Source organism: Variovorax sp. LG9.2 (genome assembly GCF_035018885.1).
Classification (GTDB): domain Bacteria; phylum Pseudomonadota; class Gammaproteobacteria; order Burkholderiales; family Burkholderiaceae_C; genus Variovorax.
Genome location: NZ_JASJXB010000018.1, coordinates 13,194 through 32,291, shown reverse-complemented (window position 1 = coordinate 32,291; position 19,098 = coordinate 13,194). Strand labels below are relative to the sequence as shown.

At 63.5% G+C, this 19,098-nt stretch carries 16 protein-coding genes; 12 read left to right on the top strand and 4 right to left on the bottom strand.

Features of this window, described 5'->3' with window-relative positions:
* Nucleotides 1-250 precede the first annotated feature (250 nt).
* Nucleotides 251-1,147: a LysR family transcriptional regulator gene (locus QN413_RS17845; protein WP_323497911.1), complete on the bottom strand. Its 897-nt coding sequence runs from the start codon at nt 1,145-1,147 to the stop codon at nt 251-253.
* Nucleotides 1,148-1,253: 106 nt separating this feature from the next.
* Here QN413_RS17845 and QN413_RS17840 point away from each other — a divergent pair, with 106 nt between their 5' ends.
* The 7 genes from QN413_RS17840 (at nt 1,254) to QN413_RS17810 (ending at nt 12,886) form a co-directional block, all read left to right on the top strand.
* On the top strand, nt 1,254-2,123 hold the full coding sequence (locus tag QN413_RS17840; protein ID WP_323497910.1) for an aldo/keto reductase family oxidoreductase: 870 nt from the start codon (nt 1,254-1,256) through the stop codon (nt 2,121-2,123).
* A gap of 26 nt (nt 2,124-2,149) precedes the next feature.
* Entirely contained in the window at nt 2,150-2,863 is a 714-nt protein-coding gene (locus QN413_RS17835) for a biliverdin-producing heme oxygenase (protein ID WP_323497909.1), read from the top strand.
* A 690-nt stretch (nt 2,864-3,553) separates the two neighbouring features.
* On the top strand, nt 3,554-5,437 hold the full coding sequence (locus QN413_RS17830; protein ID WP_416352203.1) for a GspE/PulE family protein: 1,884 nt from the start codon (nt 3,554-3,556) through the stop codon (nt 5,435-5,437).
* A gap of 33 nt (nt 5,438-5,470) precedes the next feature.
* Entirely contained in the window at nt 5,471-6,925 is a 1,455-nt protein-coding gene (locus tag QN413_RS17825; RefSeq protein ID WP_323497907.1) for a diguanylate cyclase domain-containing protein, read from the top strand.
* A gap of 65 nt (nt 6,926-6,990) precedes the next feature.
* The gene (locus QN413_RS17820; protein ID WP_323497906.1) at nt 6,991-8,073 is read left to right on the top strand and encodes a TRAP transporter substrate-binding protein; all 1,083 of its coding nucleotides are present in this window, start codon (nt 6,991-6,993) and stop codon (nt 8,071-8,073) included.
* Nucleotides 8,070-11,081 carry an EAL domain-containing protein gene (locus QN413_RS17815; RefSeq protein ID WP_323497905.1) on the top strand — a complete coding sequence of 1,004 codons (3,012 nt, stop codon included), beginning with the start codon at nt 8,070-8,072 and terminating at the stop codon, nt 11,079-11,081. Before QN413_RS17820 ends, QN413_RS17815 begins: the two co-directional genes overlap by 4 nt.
* Nucleotides 11,078-12,886, top strand: coding sequence for a PAS-domain containing protein (locus QN413_RS17810; protein WP_323497904.1), 1,809 nt, complete (start codon nt 11,078-11,080; stop codon nt 12,884-12,886). The genes QN413_RS17815 and QN413_RS17810 overlap by 4 nt, the downstream gene beginning before the upstream one ends.
* A gap of 36 nt (nt 12,887-12,922) precedes the next feature.
* Here QN413_RS17810 and QN413_RS17805 read toward each other — a convergent pair whose 3' ends face one another.
* Nucleotides 12,923-13,186 (bottom strand): hypothetical protein, encoded by a 264-nt coding sequence (locus QN413_RS17805; RefSeq protein WP_323497903.1) that lies wholly within the window; start codon nt 13,184-13,186, stop codon nt 12,923-12,925.
* Nucleotides 13,187-13,344: 158 nt separating this feature from the next.
* Here QN413_RS17805 and QN413_RS17800 point away from each other — a divergent pair, with 158 nt between their 5' ends.
* Both QN413_RS17800 and QN413_RS17795 read left to right on the top strand, forming a co-directional pair.
* Nucleotides 13,345-13,983, top strand: coding sequence for an ABC transporter ATP-binding protein (locus QN413_RS17800; RefSeq protein ID WP_323497902.1), 639 nt, complete (start codon nt 13,345-13,347; stop codon nt 13,981-13,983).
* Nucleotides 13,984-13,998: 15 nt separating this feature from the next.
* Nucleotides 13,999-14,562: a nucleoside 2-deoxyribosyltransferase gene (locus tag QN413_RS17795; protein WP_323497901.1), complete on the top strand. Its 564-nt coding sequence runs from the start codon at nt 13,999-14,001 to the stop codon at nt 14,560-14,562.
* Here the strand turns inward: QN413_RS17795 and QN413_RS17790 are convergent, their stop codons facing one another.
* The gene (locus QN413_RS17790; RefSeq protein WP_323497900.1) at nt 14,563-15,672 is read right to left on the bottom strand and encodes an aromatic ring-hydroxylating dioxygenase subunit alpha; all 1,110 of its coding nucleotides are present in this window, start codon (nt 15,670-15,672) and stop codon (nt 14,563-14,565) included.
* Between the two features lie 162 nt (nt 15,673-15,834).
* Entirely contained in the window at nt 15,835-16,212 is a 378-nt protein-coding gene (locus tag QN413_RS17785) for a helicase SNF2 (RefSeq protein WP_323497898.1), read from the bottom strand.
* Nucleotides 16,213-16,489: 277 nt separating this feature from the next.
* On the opposite strand from QN413_RS17785, the gene QN413_RS17780 reads away from it, so the two are divergent.
* The 3 genes from QN413_RS17780 (at nt 16,490) to QN413_RS17770 (ending at nt 18,880) form a co-directional block, all read left to right on the top strand.
* Nucleotides 16,490-17,467: a cation diffusion facilitator family transporter gene (locus tag QN413_RS17780; protein WP_323497897.1), complete on the top strand. Its 978-nt coding sequence runs from the start codon at nt 16,490-16,492 to the stop codon at nt 17,465-17,467.
* Nucleotides 17,468-17,722: 255 nt separating this feature from the next.
* Nucleotides 17,723-18,601 carry an oxaloacetate decarboxylase gene (locus QN413_RS17775; RefSeq protein WP_323497896.1) on the top strand — a complete coding sequence of 293 codons (879 nt, stop codon included), beginning with the start codon at nt 17,723-17,725 and terminating at the stop codon, nt 18,599-18,601.
* Between the two features lie 87 nt (nt 18,602-18,688).
* Nucleotides 18,689-18,880: a hypothetical protein gene (locus QN413_RS17770; RefSeq protein WP_323497895.1), complete on the top strand. Its 192-nt coding sequence runs from the start codon at nt 18,689-18,691 to the stop codon at nt 18,878-18,880.
* Nucleotides 18,881-19,098 lie beyond the last annotated feature (218 nt).

Genomic DNA, 19,098 nt, shown 5'->3' with positions numbered 1-19,098 from the left:
TGAGAGGCGTGTCTTCGTCTTCCCCCTCACCGAACTTGACCACCCATGGATGTCCGTCGATCTCGACAACGGACTTATAGGCGGTAGAAACTAGGTCCAGGCACGGCGCCTTCAGGCATGGCTCTTGGCTCCCCTGCGCGAAGCCGCCTGAACTTCACCTTCGAGCGCCGCGAGGTCGTGGGCCGGATTCGCCGACGCGGCCAGTGCTTCCCTATTGCTTTGCAAAATGCCGGTTTTGTTCAATCTTGATCTACGAAACCCGGATGAAATCAACAAACGCCCGCAGCGGCGCCGGCAGATATCGGCGGCCAGGGTAGTAGAGGAACGGGCCTGAGAACCGCGGCCACCATGACTGCAGCACCGGCTCCAGCGCGCCGCTGTCGAGGTGCGGTTTCAACCAGTCGTCGAACAGCTGGATTACGCCTGTGCCCGCGATCGCGGCATCGACGGCGAGGTCGACGGCGGCACCAATGCGCACGATGAGCGGTCCGGTGGGGTCCACCTTCACGACCTCGCCGTCGCGCTCGAACTCCCAGACCGGCATCGCACCGCTGGCGAAGCGGCCGCGCAAGCAGTCGTGGTCGAGCAAGTCGCGCGGATGCTCGGGGCGGCCGCGGCGGTCGAGATACGTCGGGGATGCCGCTGTCGCGTAGCGCTGTTCGCGCGGGCCGATGGGGATGGCGATCATGTCCTGCTCTAGCCGTTCGTCGTAACGGATGCCAGCGTCGCAGCCGGCCGCGAGCATGTCGACGAAGCTGTCATCGGCCACGATGTCGAGAACGATGTCGGGGTAGGCCGCCAGAAACGGCGGCACGATGCGTGGCAACACGAGGCGCACGGCGCTGATCGGCACGTTGAGCCTGAGCGTGCCCGCGGGGCGATCCCTGAAGCCGTTGACGACGTCGAGTGCGGCCTCCACCTCGAGCAGCGCCGGGCCGAGCCGGTCGATGAGCCGCGCACCGGCTTCGGTCGGCGCGACGCTGCGGGTGGTGCGGTTGAGCAGCCGCACGCCGAGCCGGGTTTCGAGTCGGCGAACCGCTTCGCTGAGGCTGGAGGCACTGCTGCCGGTGAGGCGGGCCGCTTCGCGAAAGCCGCCTGCACGCGCGACCGCGACCAGCGCCGTGAGATCACCGAGGTCTGCCGCCATTGTTCGAGATTCCGTACAGCCTGTGCCGAGCGCGGCATCTTATCGCCCGAGTCGATGCGACCTACATTGATCGCCAGACGCCAAGTCAAACCGCAAAGGAACCATCGTGATCGATATCGGAAAAGCAGGAACATTCACTCTCGGTGTCCGCACCGTCAAGCGCGTCGGCTACGGCGCGATGCAGCTCGCAGGCCCCGGCGTCTTCGGGCCGCCGAAGGACCGCGCAGGCGCTGTCGCGGTGCTGCGTGCTGCCGTCGAAAGCGGCGTCGACCACATCGATACCAGCGACTTCTACGGCCCGCACATCACCAACCAGATCATCCGCGAGGCGCTGCACCCCTACCGCGACGATCTGGTCATCGTCACGAAGATCAGTGCCCGCCGCGGCGAAGACGGCTCGTGGATTCCGGCCATGTCGCCCAAGGAGCTGACGCAGGCCGTGCACGACAACCTGCGCAACCTCGGGCTCGACGTGCTGGAAGTCGTCAACCTGCGCAGCATGCTCGACGTGCATGGGCCAGCCGAGGGCTCGCTGGAAGAGCCGCTCGCCGCCCTGGCCGAACTGCAACGGCAAGGCCTGGTGCATCACATCGGCCTGAGCAACGTGACGCCCACGCAGATCGCCGATGGACGCCGCATCTGCAAGATCGCCTGCGTGCAGAATCTGTACAACCTGGCGCATCGGGACGACGACGCGTTGATCGACGACCTCGCGAAATACGGCACCGCCTACGTGCCGTTCTTTCCGCTCGGCGGCTTCACCCCATTGCAGTCGACGGCTCTGTCCGACGTTGCCAGTTCGCTGGGCGCGACGCCGATGCAGGTCGCTCTGGCGTGGCTGCTGCAACGTGCACCGAACATCCTGCTGATTCCCGGCACATCGTCTGTGGGGCATCTGCACGAGAACCTGGCAGCGGTCGATCTGACGCTGGACAGCGATGCGGTCGCGAAGCTCGATCGGATTGGCGCGAAGTGACATCGCTCGCTTGTTGCGGTTCGCGCATGCGGGTCGTTCCGCTGCCTATGATCGAAGGGATGCGTGGCCATGTCGGCCACGGGGAGTCCGGCTTGAAGCCCAGTCTTTCCGAATCCCTCAGAACCGAAACCCGCGAATTGCATACACAAGCCGAGCGCAGCGCCTTCATGGGCGCGTTGCTCCGCGGGCGGATGGAACGACAGGCCTACTGCGCCATGCTGCGCAACCTGCATGCGATCTATGCCGCGCTGGAGCCGGCGCTCGAGCGGCATGCGAGCGATCCGCTTCTGTCTCCTTTGTCCTTTTCCCAGTTGCGGCGCGAAGGGCCGTTGCAAGCCGACCTCGACGCACTGCACGGCGCCGGTTGGGCCGATGCCTACGCCATGCAGCCGGCCACCGTGGACTACGTGGCGCGACTTTGCACGCTGGACGAAGCACAGCCCGAATTGCTGGCCGCGCACAGCTACGTGCGCTACCTCGGCGACCTGAGCGGCGGGCAGATGCTGCGACGCATCGTGCGCGACAGCATGGCGCTGCCGCCCGGACAAGGGACAGCGTTCTATGAGTTCGGCACATCGGAAGAAACGGTGCAGTTGAAGCGTGCCTACCGGGAAGGGCTCGAACAACTGCAGCCTGCCGAAGCGACTGCGCGAGCCATCGTGGCCGAGGCCCGCCGCGCCTTCGAACTGCACATGCAGCTCTTCGAGGAACTTGCGAGCGACATGCTTGCGGCGTTTTGACTCCCTGTGACTTTCAAAAAATGCCGGGACCGACTCGGACTGCGTTTCAGCAGGCGTAGCATCGCCGGGATGCAAGTTGAAAAGCCATCTTCAGCCGGGGCGGCCGCTCTGGAAAGCCCCGCCGACGAGTCTGCCCAAGCCAGTGGCTTCACGTGGCCGAACCCGGTCGCGCCGGGCTTCGCACCGAACGCCGTCATCAACGACGCGCCGGCCTGCGAGTTCTTTGGCGCGAACAACCAGCGCGTGGTTGGCAAGCTGACGCGCTTCTTGCCGAAAGAAGAAGCGGTTCATGTGCAGCTCAATCAGTCGAGCCGAGCGACCACCGTGCGCTTCAATCAGTTCCGCATGCTGCGCCTGACACGGCCACTGTCCATCGGGACCGCCGCCGGCACCGCGAAGTGGTCGTCCTTCAAGATCACCTGGAACGACGGCAGTGTTTTAGAGGGCGAATCGCTGGGCCAGCGCAAGACCGCTCCGGGGCTTTTTCTTTTTGTCGCCGGTGAAGACAAGAACTCGGTGGTGCGGCTTTTCGTGCCGCGCAGCAGCTTCAAGGAAGTGTTGTTGTCCGAGCCGGATGCATCGGCGCCAGACGCGCCTGCCGAACCTTCCTTGAGCTTGCAGCCGCTCGACGTGGAACCAGCCGAGGACCAGGCTTCCGGTGCGGCATCGCCGGATCGCGAGAGCGAGTCCGTGCTGTCAGCCGAAGTCGTTACACCGGAGCAACTGGTGGCGCAACTCGAAGCACAGAGCCGCATGCCGATGGTACGCATCGGCCAGGCGCTGATCTCGCTCGGCCTCATCACCGAAGAGCAGTTGCGCGACGGCCTGGCCCAGCAACAGTTCGACCGTACCGTGCCGCTCGGCGAAACGCTGATTCGCATGGGCGTCATCAAGCGGCTGGACCTGCAGACTGCACTGGCCCGCAAGATGGGATATCCACTGGTCAATCTGCAGCTCTTTACGCCCGCGGCGGAGGCACTGCGAAAGATCAGCCACGGTGCCGCACGACGCCTTCAGGTCATGCCGCTGATGGTGAACGAAGGGCGTCTGATCGTGGCGCTCGACGATCCGGCCAACCGGCACGCGGCCATCGACGAGGCGGAATTCATCGCCGGCATCAAGGTGGTGCCGGTGCTCGGGCAATACGCCGACCTCAACGCGATCCTGTTCAAGGCCTACGAGAAGATCGGTGCGACCGAAGTGGGACCGGCGAGCGCCGACCTCGACCGGCCGATCGAGTTCGACATCACCGGCACCAACGAGCTGCTGGAGACGCTCGAAAAAGAAGGCCAGCCTTCGTCCGACGAAGACGCGCCGATCGAGCAGTCCGACAACTCGCTGGTGCGGATGATCAACCGCATGATCCTGGAAGCGCATCGCGAGGGCGTGTCCGACATTCATATCGAGAGCTATCCGGGCCGCGAAAAGATCCGCATCCGTTTCAGGCGCGACGGCCGGCTCTACACGTACCTGGAACTGCCGCCAAACTACCGCAACGCGCTCATCGCCCGCATCAAGATCATGTGCGATCTCGACATCAGCGAGAAGCGCAAGCCGCAAGACGGCAAGATCAATTTCTCGAAGTTTTCACCACAGCATCGGCTTGAACTGCGGGTGGCGACCGTGCCGACCAACAACGGCCTGGAAGACGTGGTGATGCGGTTGCTGGCCTCTGCCAAGCCGATCGCGCTCGACGCGCTGGGCTTGTCGGAGCGCAACCTGGCGCAGCTCAAGGCGGCAATCGAACGGCCTTACGGCATGGTGCTTTGCGTGGGACCTACGGGCTCCGGCAAGACCACGACGCTGCACTCGGCTCTGATGCACATCAACACGCCCGAGCGGAAGATATGGACGGCCGAAGACCCGATCGAGATCACGCAGGTCGGTTTGCGGCAAGTGCAGATCAATCCGCGCATCGACTGGACCTTTGCGAAGGCGCTGCGGGCTTTCGTGCGGGCCGATCCCGACGTGATCATGGTCGGCGAAATCCGCGACGAAGAAACCGCCAAGACCGCCATCGAAGCGTCGCTTACCGGCCACCTGGTGCTGTCTACGCTGCACACCAACAGCGCGCCCGAGACCGTGACGCGGCTGCTCGACATGGGCATGGACCCGTTCAACTTCGCGGACTCGTTGCTGGCGGTGCTGGCGCAGCGTCTGGTGCGCCGCCTGTGCACGCATTGCGTGACCAGCCGACCGGCGACCGGGGCCGAGGTCGACGAGTTGCTGTCGGACTACATGCACTCCTTCGGAGCGACGGAGATGGCGGCCGATCACGACACCGTGCGCAGCGGCTGGCTCACGCGTTCTGCCCGTGACGGCGCGCTGCAGATGTACCAAAGCGTGGGCTGCAAGCAGTGCGGCGACACCGGATTCAAGGGGCGCGTCGGCATTCATGAACTGATGGTCATGTCGCGCCCGCTGCGCCGCCTGGTGCAAAACGGCGCGCGCGCCGAAGAGCTGCAAGAGACCGCCATGCGCGAAGGCATGCGAACGCTGCGGCAAGACGGCATCGACAAGGTGCTGGCGGGCCAGACCACGATCGACGAAGTGCGCGCGACCAGCAACGTTTAACGTCTGTCATCAAGACAGAGGAATTGCCGACCGATGGAGTCCATGACCGATTTTGAATCGATGTTCGACCTGGCCCCCGTGTCCCTCTGGCTGGAGGACTACAGCGGGTTGAAGCAGTTGTTCGACCGCTGGCGCGCCGAGGGCGTCGAGGACATTGCAGCGCATCTTGAAGCAGACCCTGAACGGGTTCGTGAATGCATGGCGCAGTGGCGCGTGCTGCGTGTCAACCAAAGTACGCTTTCTCTCTTTTCGGCCGACTCGCAGGAGCATTTGCTGTCGCAACTCGACAAGGTGTTTCGCGGCGACATGGCTGCGCCAGTCGTCCACGAACTGACGCAACTGTGGCAAGGCCATCTGTGCTTCGACAACCAGACGGTGAACTACGCGCTGGACGGCCGCCGCCTCGACGTGCAGGTGCGCGTGCGGGTGCTGCCGGGTCACGAGACCACATGGGATCGCGTGCTGGTGTCGCTCGACGACATCACCGAACGCGTCCGTGCGGAGCGGGAGCGCATCGAGAGCGAGCACTATGCGCGCGGCCTGTTCGAGCACTCGCCGGTCTCGCTGTGGGTCGAAGACTTCAGCGCAGTCAAGCTGTTGCTGGACGACATCCGCGAGCGCGGCATCGACGACTTTGCGACCTTCATCAAGGTGCACCCCGAGTTCGTCACGCGCTGCATGCAGGAGATCCGCGTCATCGACGTCAACCGCGAAACATTGCGAATGTTCGTGGCCACCGACAAGGACATGCTGCTGCACAACCTCTCGCGCGTTTTTCGCGACGAAATGACGGAGTCTTTCGCCGACCAGTTGCAAGACCTGTGGAATGGCAAGACGCTGCAGCAGCGCGAGGTCGTCAACTACTCGCTGGCGGGCGACACCATCAACATCCACATGCAGTTCGCCGTGCTTGAAGACCGACTTGCCACATGGGATCTGGTGCTGGTGTCGCTGGTCGACATCACCGCCCGCAAGAAGGCCGAGGCCTACCTCGAATACCTCGGAAAGCACGACGTGCTGACCCAGTTGAACAACCGCACTTTTTATTCCGAAGAGCTCAACCGGCTTTCACGCAAAGGCCCGTGGCCGGTGTCGATGCTGGCCATCGACCTCAACGGGCTCAAACACGTCAACGATGAAGCCGGCCACGCCGCCGGCGACGTGTTGCTGCGGCGCGCGGGCGAGGTGTTGAGCATGGCGGTGGATGCGCCGGCCTGGCCTGCGCGCATCGGTGGCGACGAGTTCGCGGTGCTGATGCCCAAGACCGACGAGCGGGGTGCCGAAGCGATGCGCGACCGGATCCTCTCCTTGCTCGAACTCAACAACCAGTTCTATTCCGGGCAAAGCGGTCATGTGTTGAGCTTCGCCATCGGCACAGCGACCTGCGAAGCACGCGAGCACCTCGATTCGGCACTTCAGCGCGCCGACAAGGCCATGTATGCAGACAAGGCGCGGCATTACCTGGCGCGTGGAGACCACGTCGCGTGAAAAATGTGCGTCGATTGGTTGTAATTTGATGTGTCTTTGGCCAGTTAGAGGCCATGATCGAGACCATGAAATTCGGTTGTTTCGCCTCGGTGCGGCGATGCATGCTTTTGGCTTACGTCGCAACACTCGTGCTCGGCACGGGATTCGTGCGCGCGGGCGAACCAGGCGCTGAACGTCGGCTGCGAATCGTCGGTGGACTGGCAGCGGTCAACCAGTACACGTTGCATGAAGAGCGCTTCTGGGCGCAAGACCTGGCCCGTCTGAGCGGCGGCAAATACAGCGCGAGCATCGTGCCGTTCAACCAGGCAGGGGTCCCGGGTGAGGAGATGCTCAACCTCATGAAGCTGGGTGTGATTCCATTCGGTACCGCGTTGCTGAGCCAGGTGTCGAGCGAAGAGCCTGAACTGGGCGCTGCGGATCTGGCTGGCCTCAATCCCGACATGGCGACGATGCGCCGCGTCATCGGCGCCTTTCGACCCACGCTCGAGAAGACCTTGCGCGATCGATTCAATGTCGAGCTGCTTGCGGTCTATGTCTATCCGGCGCAGGTCATCTTCTGCAAACGGCCGGTGACGCAGTTGTCCGATCTCGCCGGTCGGCGTACCCGTGTTTCGAGCGTGAGCCAAGCGGATTTCTTCAGTGCCCTCAAGGCGACGCCGGTGGTCATCGAGTTCGCTTCGCTGATGTCCAACATGAACTCGGACAACACCGAGTGCGCCGTCACCGGCGCGATGTCGGGCAACACCATGGGGCTGCACAAGATCACCGGCGCGCTGTACACGATGCCGGTGACTTGGGGGCTGGCCGTGTTCGGCGCCAACAAGGACATGTGGAACACGCTGCCGCCGGATTTGAAGGCACTCCTGAAGACCGAGTTGCCGAAACTCGAAGCCACGGTGTGGGCCGAATCGGAGCGTGAAACCGGCGACGGCGTGGCCTGCAACAGCGGCGCCGACACCTGTGTTCGCGGCACGCGCGGCACGATGACTGTGGCGCGGCCTTCCGTTGCGGATGAGCGCCGTCGCCGCGAGATCTTCACCTCCAACGTGCTCGGACCCTGGGTGCAACGGTGCGGCGCAGCCTGCGCTCAACTGTGGGAAAAGACCATTGGTCCCGCGGTGGACATCAAGGCGCCCGCGATCCAGTGAATAACCTGCTGCCTCGCCGATTCATCGCCGTCATCTACGGCGTCGCAGCCCTGTTCCTGCTGGCCGTCCTGGGCACTGCGGTGATCCTGACATCCGAGATGCGCGACAAGGCGCTGGCTGACAGCGAGAGCCAGGCCGTACGCTTCGTCAGAGGCTCGGAGGCCGCGCTCAATCGCAGCTTGCTGGGCGTCGACTTGTTGCTGGCAAGTTTGAGCGAGCCTCTGCAAACCTCCACGCTCGCGACAGTCACAGCCGATGCATCGCGAACCGACGTGGCACAGCTGATGCAGAAGATCGTGCGGCAAAACTTGCTGGTCAGGTACATCGCCTTCGTCGATGCCAGGGGCGACGTGGTGGCGACGTCGGAGCGGCGCGGCACCCGGCTCGTGGTCCGGCTGCCGACCGGCTTTCTGCAGCAAGTGCTCGCGCAGCCTGCCTCGTCGCTGGAGATCAGCACGCCGTCGGTGAGTTCGTTGACATCGCAGCGAGTCGTCTATTTCGCACGCGATCTGCAGCTAGCGGACGGCAACCACATCGTGGCCATTGCCGAAGTGCAGTTGTCCCTGCTGACCACCGTCCTGACCCAGGGCACGGACATCAGGGGTCTCGAAGTGACGCTCGAGCAGGATGCAGGTCCGATGCTCGCCAGCATGCCGCCGCGCGACGACCTTTCGGGTCGGCCTATCCTGCCGGCGCTGAGCGAGCGCGGCAGCGCCGGACAGGTGCAGCGTCTGCCGGCTCGCCTGAGCGGCGAGCCTGCCTTGGTCGTGGCGAGGCCGACGTTGCATCGCAACCTGCTGATCGTCGCGAGCATCCCGTTGAGTTCGGCCTTGTACGAATGGCGACGGCAGCGCACTTTCATTCTGGGCGCAGCCGCGGTTTTCATGCTCATGATCCTGGGGGTGGCCTACCTGACGCAGCTGCACTTTCGGCGGCAATGGCATTCGCGGGTCACGCTCGACCAGGCACTCGAGTCGATGGTCGACGGTTTCGTGCTGCTCGACTCCGAAGATCGCGTGCTCGCATGGAACCGCCGCTTCGTCGACACCTTCCCATGGGCACGGAACATGATGGCGCCGCTGTTGCCGTTCGACCGGATCATCGACGCGGGCGCGCCCCATGTGCGCGCCGAGATCGTCAATCAGGACGACGACGTGCGCACCGAGTCGGACCGGCGCCAGCGGCCCAGGCAGGGCGAGCGCGAACTCACCTTCGAAGGCGGGCAGGTCGTGCTGGCAGTCAAGAGCCGCACACCGGATGGCGGCCTGGTGTGCGTGTACCGCGACGTCACGGAGAGGCGGCGTCACATCGCCGACGTGATCGACGGCAAGGCGCAACTGCAGGCCACGCTCGACGCCTTGCCCGACGTGCTGCTCGAGCTGGGGCTCGATGGCCGCTGCCATCGCTTTCATTCGCCCCGCACGCTCGAACCGGCGATCGACGTGGCGCACCCGGTCGGCAATCTGATCTCGGATCTGTTGCCGCCCGATGCCGCAGCCGAAGTCATGTCGGCGCTCGAAGAGACTTATGTATCGGGCTTTTCGACCGGACGCCAGTTCGAGCGGCGCGCGGCGCATGGCACCACCTGGTTCGAAATGTCGGTCTCGCGCAAGGCCGTGGGCGAAGGGGCCGATGCGCGCTTCATCGTGATCCTGCGCAACATCACCGAGCGCAAATCGGCTGCACGCGAAATCGAGCATCTGGCGTTCTACGACAACCTGACCGGGCTGCCGAATCGGCGGCTGCTGCTGCATCGGTTGCAGGCGGCTACGGACAACAACGCTCGCCGCCCGCGCCAGGGCGCTTTGTTGTTTCTGGATCTGGACCATTTCAAGACGCTCAACGACGCACGCGGCCAGATCATCGGCGATCTGCTTTTGAAGCAGGTTGCCTTCCGGCTTTTGGTGAGCATGCGCGACGGCGACACCGTGGCCCGGCTGGCCGGCGACGAATTCGTCATGCTGCTGGAGAATCTAAGCGAAGACCCGGCTGTCGCAGCGATGCAGACCAAGGCATTGGGAGAGGCGATCCTGTCGGAACTGCAGCAGCCGTTCGAGCTCGGCAACCAGCAGCACCACATCACCTGCAGCATCGGCGCCACGCTCTTCGGCGCGCAGGACCTGTCGCTCGAAGAATTGCTGAAGCAGGCCGACATCGCCACCTACTACGCCAAGACGGCGGGCGGCAACGCCATGCATTTTTTCGAGACGGCGATGCAGACCACCATCACCGCGCGCGCCACGCTCGAGAACGAACTGCACACCGCCATGTCGGCCAAAGAGTTTGTCCTGTACTACCAGCGGCAGGTAACCTCGGAAGGCGAGGTCATAGGTGCCGAAGTCCTGATCCGCTGGATGCATCCGCATCGCGGCATGGTGCCGCCGGCCGGCTTCATCGAGCTGGCCGAGACGACCGGCTTGATCGTGCCCATCGGTTTGTGGGCGCTGGAGCAGGCCTGCACGCAGCTGGAACGCTGGAGCCACCATCCGAAGCGGTCGCATCTGGTGCTCGCGGTGAACGTGAGTGCGCGCCAGTTCCGCCGCGACGACTTCGCAGACCAGGTTCGCGACGTGCTGATCCGCACCGGCGCCGACCCGTCGCGGCTCAAGCTCGAACTGACCGAGAGCCTGCTGCAAGACAAAGTGAGCGAGACGATCCGCAAGATGCGATCGCTGGCCGCCATCGGCATCCAGTTTTCGATGGACGATTTCGGCACCGGTTTTTCGTCGCTGTCGTACATGACGCAATTGCCGCTGCATCAGGTAAAGATCGATAAGTTCTTCGTGCATGGCATCGGCGTCAACCCCAAGGTCGAACTCATCATCCAGACCATCATCGGCATGGCGAAAAGCCTGGATCTGTCGATCGTCGCCGAAGGGGTCGAGACGCAGGAGCAGCTGGAGTTTCTGGAGAAACACGGTTGCCTGTTGTGCCAGGGCTACTTCTTCGGCAGGCCTGTGAGCTTCGAACAGTTCGATGCCGAGCTCGATGCGGAGATGGTGGAATGAACGCAGCCGACAACCCTATGCCGCCCGAGACGGGGCAGATCGAGACCTTGAACATGCTTCGTCCGATGGCCGAAGGTTTCGATGGGCTGGGCGTTGCGATGTGCGTCTTCGACAGTGCCGATGCCACCGTGCTCTGGAACCGGACGTTCCTGAAGTTCTTTCCGGAGCACGCAGCCTACGTTCATGTGGGTGAGCCTTACGTCGACAATCTGAGCCGCTTCTATCGGGAGCGCCTGGGCCCGGACGAGCTGCCGCTGATCGAGCGTTACGTGCAGGAAGGCCTGGATCGCCACCGCACTCAGCAGCGCCCCTTTTCATTCGAGCATTTGGGCAGGCGCCTCCAGGTGACGGCGTTTCCCGTGCCGGGAGCGTGCCGGGTACGCCTGTGGAAGGTTGAGCCCGAAGTAAGCGTAGCCACGGAGTCTGCAGACGGCATGAACGTCGAACCGGCCAGCACCCGACAGGCAAGTGAGCAGGTCATTGTCGAAGCAACACTGCTCGACCACGTGGCCGACGGCGTGATGGTGACGGATATTGCCGACCGCATTCTCTGGGTCAACGAGCCATTCGTTTCGATGTATGGCGTGGCTGCGAGGGCAGCGGCGGTCGGCACTGGGTTTGCCGACGTCTACCGCGCCGCCTGGGATGCGCACGCAAGCGAAGAGCAGGCCCTGTACGAGCGCGGCCTGGCGACGCTGGTCGACAACATGCGTTTTGCCGGCGCGCCCTTCGAACTGCCGCTGCCCCGCGACCGGTGGAGTCGTGTGATCGCGCAGCGCAGCCCCGATGGCAAGGGATTTTTCGTGCATGTCGACATCACCTTGCTCAAGCGCCAGCACCACCTCCTGAGCGTTGCCGAAGCACGCGCGAGGGAGAGTGAGGCGCAGTTGCAGAGCAAGTCGATGCTGCTCGAAGCCACGCTCGACCGGATGGAGCAGGGCATCATGATGGTGAACGCCGACCGGGTGGTCGAAGTCTGCAACCGACGTGCAATGGAACTGCTCGACCTGCCGCCGGAATTGATGGCGTCTCGACCGACGTTCAGCCAGGTGCTGGCGCATCAATGGGCCAGCGACGAGTTCATGCACACGCCGCAGGATGTGCTCGATTTTGTTCGTGGCGGCGGCATTCTCGATCGGCCGCACAGCTACGACCGCATGCGTCCGAACGGGCAAGTGGTGGAAATCCAGAGCGTGCCTATCGAAGGCGGCGGCGTCGTCCGCACCTATGCCGACATCACCGAGCGCAAGCGCAGTGAAGAGCGTATTCGGCACATGGCGCAGCACGACGGTCTCACCGCTCTGACCAATCGCGAGGTGTTTCTCGAAGAGCTGCATGACGCGACGGATGAGTCACAAAGCACCGGTGAAATCTTTGCCGTGTACTTCATCGACCTCGACAAGTTCAAGTCGATCAACGATCACTTCGGTCACGCGATCGGCGACAAGGTGCTGGTGCAGGTGGCCGATCGCATGCGGCGACTGGTCGATGTATCCGACGTGGTCGGGAGGCTGGGCGGCGATGAGTTCGCGATCCTAAGGCGTCAGGTCGACGGGCCGGCGGGCGCGATGATGTTCGCGCAAACCTTGCTCGACGCCTTTCGCACGCCGATGCAAATCGAAGGGCACGTGCTCCACCTCGGCACTTCCGTAGGCGTGGGGCTCTACCCTGCCTCGGGTACGGGCGCCGATGCGCTGTTGCGCGCTGCCGATGCGGCGATGTACCTTGCGAAGTCGAGCGGAAGCGGGCGCGCGTTGTTGTTTGTGCAGCCCACAGATGCCGTCAGCGAGTCCGTTCCGGACTAGCGAACGGCTGGCCGACGCGGGTCGATTGCGGGTGTCTTATTTCTTCAGCGGCTGGGTTGGTGCTGCAGCGGATTGCGTGGCTGCCTGAGCTTGCGCCTTGGCCGCAGACTCGCTGTCTTTCTTGGCGGCTTCGTGGTGGCCGATGGCGCAACCGGCTGCGGCACCCAATACGCCATGCTTGCCGGCGACGTGGCCCGCGACGCCACCGACTGCAGCGCCCTTCAGACAGCCCTTGGCTTCGGCGGCACCGCTCAGGACGGCAAAAGATAAAACGGCGATGGCAAGAACGTGGATGCGCATGGTGACTCCGGGGATGTTGGTGTGTTTGTAGAGCGTATTCAACGCGCATCGGAGCAACGCGTCGACGTATCGGCCTCAACACGAGAAGCTTTCCTACAAAGAGCCTGCTGAACGGCGGTTCCGCAGGTCGGCTTCGGCATTGAGGTACGGTGGCGCCGATGAACATCGCGTTGAATCCCCCCTTCCTGCAAATACAGGATTTGAACTTCACTTATCCGGAGCAACCGCCCCTTGCCAGTGGTTGGTCTGCATCGATCGGCTCCGGCGTGACACTCATGTTCGGCGATACCGGCGGCGGCAAATCGACCTTGCTGCGAATCATGGCCGGCGTGCAGCCCGCCAGCGGCCGATTGACGCTCTCGGGCGGGCGATTGGACGAGAGCCCTGAAGCCTATCGACGCAACGTGTTCTTCGTCGACTCAGGGACATCGATTTTCGATCAGATGACGGCGCGCGCATGCACGGCGACCTTGCGCGAGGGCGACGCGGCATTCGACGAGAGCGCGTGGCGAGACATGGTCGATGGGTTTTCGTTGACCCCGCACATCGACAAGCCGATGTACATGTTGTCGACCGGCTCCAAGCGCAAGGTCTGGCTGGCGAGCGCGCTGGCTTCCGGTCGGGCGCTGACCTTGCTGGACGAACCGACGAGTGCGCTCGACGCGGTCTCGATTCGCTGCCTGTGGCGCGTGCTGGGAGAACGTGCCAATTCGTCTGAGCGCGCTATCGTCATCGCCAGCGCCGAGCGCATCGATCAGGTTCCGCTGGCTGGCACTATCGAACTGCCGCTGGCTTGAGATGGGATGCAAGAAATGAAAGCCAGAGCCAGCGGTCCTCGCGTCTACCTCGCCGGACCCGACGTTTTCTTTCCCGACAGCAAGCAGATTTTCCAGAGCTTGCTGGCCCATTGCGAACGACTCGGTATGGTCGGCCTGGTGCCGTCCGATGGCGGGATCTCCGAAGGATTCGTTGGAACCGACGATGAACTGGCGCAGCGCATCTACGACGGCAACGTGGCGCTCATGCAAGAGGCCGATGGCGTGATCGCCAACTTGATGAGCTTTCGAGGTGTCGAGCCGGATTCGGGCACGGCTTTCGAAGTCGGCTTTGCCGCTGCCCTGCAGAAGCCGGTGGTCACGTACGGCGTGCCCGAAGGCACCTACGCCAGCCGCGTGGCCGCGGTCATCCCGACCACGCCAGGTTCGGACGGCAATCTGCGCGAGACCCAAAGCGGCGTGCTGGTCGAAGGCCTGGGCCAGCGCATGAACCTGATGCTGACACGCTCCACCGTCATGGCGCCCACGGCGGAAGCGGCGCTTGCAATGCTGCGCGACATGCTCGAGGGCAGCAGTGATGAGGACGACAAAGCCGTCTGATCAGGCGGCCTGCCGTAGCGTGACGACCTTCATGGCGCGGTGGACTTCGGCCTCGCCATGCTTGGACAGCAATTGCATCAGATGCTTTCGTATCAACATGCCGGGCCGGTCGGAATCCATCGAATATTCGACGCCGCGCCGGCGCGTGTCGACCAGCGCATCGGGGTCGGTCGATTCGAGGATGTCCTTGTCTTCGCGCGTGATCTCTTCATCGAAGGCCGTCAGCATCTGCGCGGCGCAGTCGGCTTCGGTGTCGTTGCGAAAGAGCCATTGGCACAGCTGCATGCGGCCGTCGTCGATCGGCGTGAAGCAGTTGATGATGATGTGTCGCTTGCCCGGCTTGACGGGCTGTCCGTCCCCGTCGGTTGGCGCTGGATACTCGATGTCGAGCCGGCGCGAGAAGGGCAAGAAGTAGGCGTTGCGCATGTGTCGCGTCGTGATCGGCTCGGTCACGCCGCTGATGGCGTGAAACTTCTCCGGGTTGACCGCTTCGATCACCGTCTCGGCATAGAACCCGTTGTCGTTCTCGACCAGGTTGTACTTGCTCGGCTTCGGGCTGGCGGCCACGCCGAAAGTGCCGCGATGCACGAAACTGAAGTGCGAGTTGTCGAACGAATTTTCGAGCGCGCGCATCGGGCTGGTGTTCCAGGTTTCGTAGAACTGGAAGATCGTGCGATAGCCCGGGTCGTCGAATTCGGGAATCGCCGGAATGTCGGCGATCGGGTCTTCGAGCGCCACCCAGGCGAAGCCGTAGCGAGCGGTGCAGTGGTAGGCCGGCGTTTTGTAGTCGGGCGAGATCGCGCGGTCTGCTTCGTATTGGGGAATCCGAACGACCTGGCCGCTGCGGTCGTAGGTCCAGCCGTGGTAGCCGCACTGAATCGCGCCCTGGCCGCAGGCTTTGCCTTCGGCATCGACGCACCAGCCTTTGGACAGCTTCGCGGTGCGGTGGCAGCAACGGTCGCGCAGCGCGGCCGGCTCTCCGTCGGCATCCATGAAGAGCACGATGTCTTCGCCGAGCAGCTTGAAAGGTCTGGGGCCGTTGGCAAGTTCGGTCAGCGGCATGACGGCATGCCAGAACTTGCGAAAAACGGGTTGTTGGGTGACCAGCATGAAAAGTCCTTCGGGTTGCGTGTGGGGATACGAACTTGAAAGAGCAATTTCCTGCCGCGAGTGCGAAAAATGCGAAAACTCGCCCAGGGCTGAACGCTTCTACTCTGCGCTCTGCCGGATGCAAATTGCGCGCCAGGATTATGTCCCGGCGCGCACCGGCTTTTACAGCGAAGCCGAGTTGATGCCGCGTGCCGCAGCGCGAGCTTGTGCGCGCACGGTGGCACGGTCGAGCGTGCTGCCGGCCAGCGTCAAGACGCCTTGTCCGTAGCCATCAGCGTATGGATTAGGGCTGTGCGCTGCAGCGACGGCTTGCGCACGGATACCACTGCGGTCGGTCGACGACGCGATCGTCAGCACACCCGAGTCGGCGCCTTCAGCGTATGGGTTTTCGCTGTGTGCGGCGACAACGGCCTGAGCCTGCACCTGCGTGCGGTTTGCTTCATGCGTCAGCGCGTGCACGCCGTCATAGGTTTCTGCTTGCGCGCCAGCGGCGGCGAAGAGTGTGAGTGCAGCGGCAGCGAGGATCTTCGAGGTGTTCATTTCAATTTCCTTAGGTGTTCTGGATGACTCGACGGGTCCGGAAGTGGTGTCGATTGCTGTCCATGGGCTGAATTTTGAACCGGAAAACCTAGGGAAAACCCTCAAAAAAAGAACCTCGGTGTTCGCGTTCTGGAGACAATGACGGCGTGAAAGACGCCATCGGTACGCGCGCGATTCCGCACGGCGGCAGATCTGGGACACGCAGGGATTGCGCTGGTTCATCTTGATGCTCGACAGTCCCACACGCTGATCGACCGGGTTCCGTCAACATGCACGCATGGCCGAATCCAAAACTGCAATCTATGGCGCGATCGGCGCCAACGTGGCGATCGCCGTCACCAAGTTCGTCGTCGCGGGCGTTACGGGCAGCTCGGCCATGCTGTCGGAGGGCATCCATTCGGCGGTCGATACTTTCAACGGCATCTTGCTGCTGGTCGGCCTTAGGCTGAGCCAGCGGCCCGCAACGCCGGAGCACCCTTTCGGGCATGGCAAGGAGCTCTATTTTTGGAGCCTGATCGTGGCGGTACTGATCTTCGGTCTGGGCGGCGGCGTGTCTTTCTATGAAGGCATCCAGCACATTCGCAATCCCGAGCCGATGCGCGATCCGATGTGGAACTACATCGTGCTGGCCGCCGCCTTCGTCTTCGAAGGCACGAGCTTCACCATCGCACTGAAGCAGTTCATTGGCCAGACCCACGGGCAGCCGTTTTGGACAGCGCTCCACCGCAGCAAGGACCCGACGACCTACACGGTAATGGCGGAAGATTCGGCGGCACTGGCCGGTCTGCTGGTCGCGGCCGTCGGCATCTACGCCAGTCACCGGCTCGAGATGCCGGCGCTCGACGGCGCGGCGTCGGTGGTCATCGGGGTGCTATTGGTGGGCGTGGCGGTGTTGCTCATTCGCGAGTCGCGCGGGTTGCTCATAGGTGAGGGCATTCGCCCGGAAACCGCGCGCGAGATTCGTGCTTTGGCGCTGGCGCATCCGGGCGTCAACGGCGTCGGGGAAATACTGTCGATGTACATCGGGCCCGATGACGCGCTGGTGACCATCGATCTCGACTTCGACGACGGCACCGCCACCGACCAGGCGGCCGCCACCATCTCGACGCTACAGCGCGAGGTGCGAGCGCGCTACCCGATGATCAAGCGCCTTTTCATCGAGGCCGGCAGCCCGCCGGAGGCCGATCAGGCCACTGGCGCCGTGCCGTTCGAGCAGGTTGATCCCACCAACGGAGCGGTCGTTGCTCGCGCCTGAAGTGCTGCATTTTTTCAAGTTTTGCGCCAATATCCGACAACTGATACAGCTGCCGGGCACTCTTTGACTCGCCGTCACCGCTATCGGCCAGGGCAGCCTGACCCCGCAGGATCCACTTGAAAAGATTCGGAATCTGTTCAAACGGATGGGGCCGGCTCTCGGGAAACTACAGCGAGGCGCACAGCTGCTTGGTCGCGCGAGCACCGAGTGCGGAGGATTGAGGATTGAGGATTGAGGGGAGTTACCCTCCACCTCATGTCAAGCAGCCCACGCAAAACCCTTCGCGCGCTGGCCGAGGCGCGCCGCGGCGTGCTGGTGCCAGGTGCCTTCAACGCCCTCTCCGCCCGCGTCATCGAGGACCTGGGTTTCGAGGCCATCTACATCACCGGCGCCGGCGTCACCAACATGTGGTTCGCCCTGCCCGACCAGGGCTTCATGGGCCTGCACGAGATTGCAGACCATACGGCACGAATCCGCGACGCGGTCAGCCTGCCGCTGATCGTCGATGCCGACACCGGATTCGGCAACGCGCTGAACGTGCGGCACACGGTGCGCGTGCTCGAACGTGCCGGCGCCGATTGCATCCAGTTCGAAGACCAGGTCTCGCCCAAGCGCTGCGGCCACTTCTCCGGCAAGGATGTCATCAGCACCGCCGAAGCCGTCGCCAAGATCAAGGCCGCGGTAGACGCCCGCACCGACCCTGACCTGCTCATCCTCGCGCGCACCGATGCCTGCGCTACTCAGGGCTTCGAGGCGGCACTCGAACGCGCGCAGAAGTTCAGCGAAGCGGGTGCCGACATCCTGTTCGTCGAAGCCGTGACCACGGTCGACGAGATTCGCGCGCTGCCGCAGCGGTTGGCGCGGCCGCAGTTGATGAACATGGTGATCGGCGGCAAGACGCCGATCTTCAGCGCCAACGAACTGGCCGGGCTGGGCTACGGCCTGGTGCTCTATGCCAACGCGGCGTTGCAGGGCGCCGTCGCTGGCATGCAGAAAGCGCTGACAGTGCTGCGTGAGACGGGGTGCATCGACGAGGACCCTGCCCTGGTCGTGTCGTTCGCGGAGCGGCAGCGGCTGGTAGGCAAGCCGGCGCTGGATGCGCTGGAAGCGAAGTACGCGACCGGCGCACGCTGAGTCGCCCTTGGCAGCAGGTGACGAGAGGCATGTTTTTGCCCCTGAATGGAGTTACCACTGCTTCAAGGTGTAAATACAATGGCTTACATGAACACCGAACGCGACAACTTCCATGATTGGGCGCGAGACAAGCCGGACCACAGCAAGTTCACGCCTTTGAGCCGGGCGGATTTCGTGCAGGCGCGGTCGCACGGCGGCCTGCCGTGGGGGCGCATCGTTGCCGCCATCCTGATCTGCGCGGTCATCGTCTACGTTCTCAAGTTGCTGATCAAGCACTGAGCGTCGACTTCCCGAACCGGGCCCGAATCAAGGTGCTCGGCGGTAGAGTGCTGCCCCGCCGCGGAGCAGCACGACACTCTTCGCCAACCGGCTGTCCCGAAGAACTCGGCCGCATCACGGCGCAGAGCTTGCGCGCCGGCAAAGGCTCGGGCTTGTAACCTGACCTCATGCAGCGACGCTGCGCCGTCCTACAGTGCATGAAGGGGACTCGGGCTTAG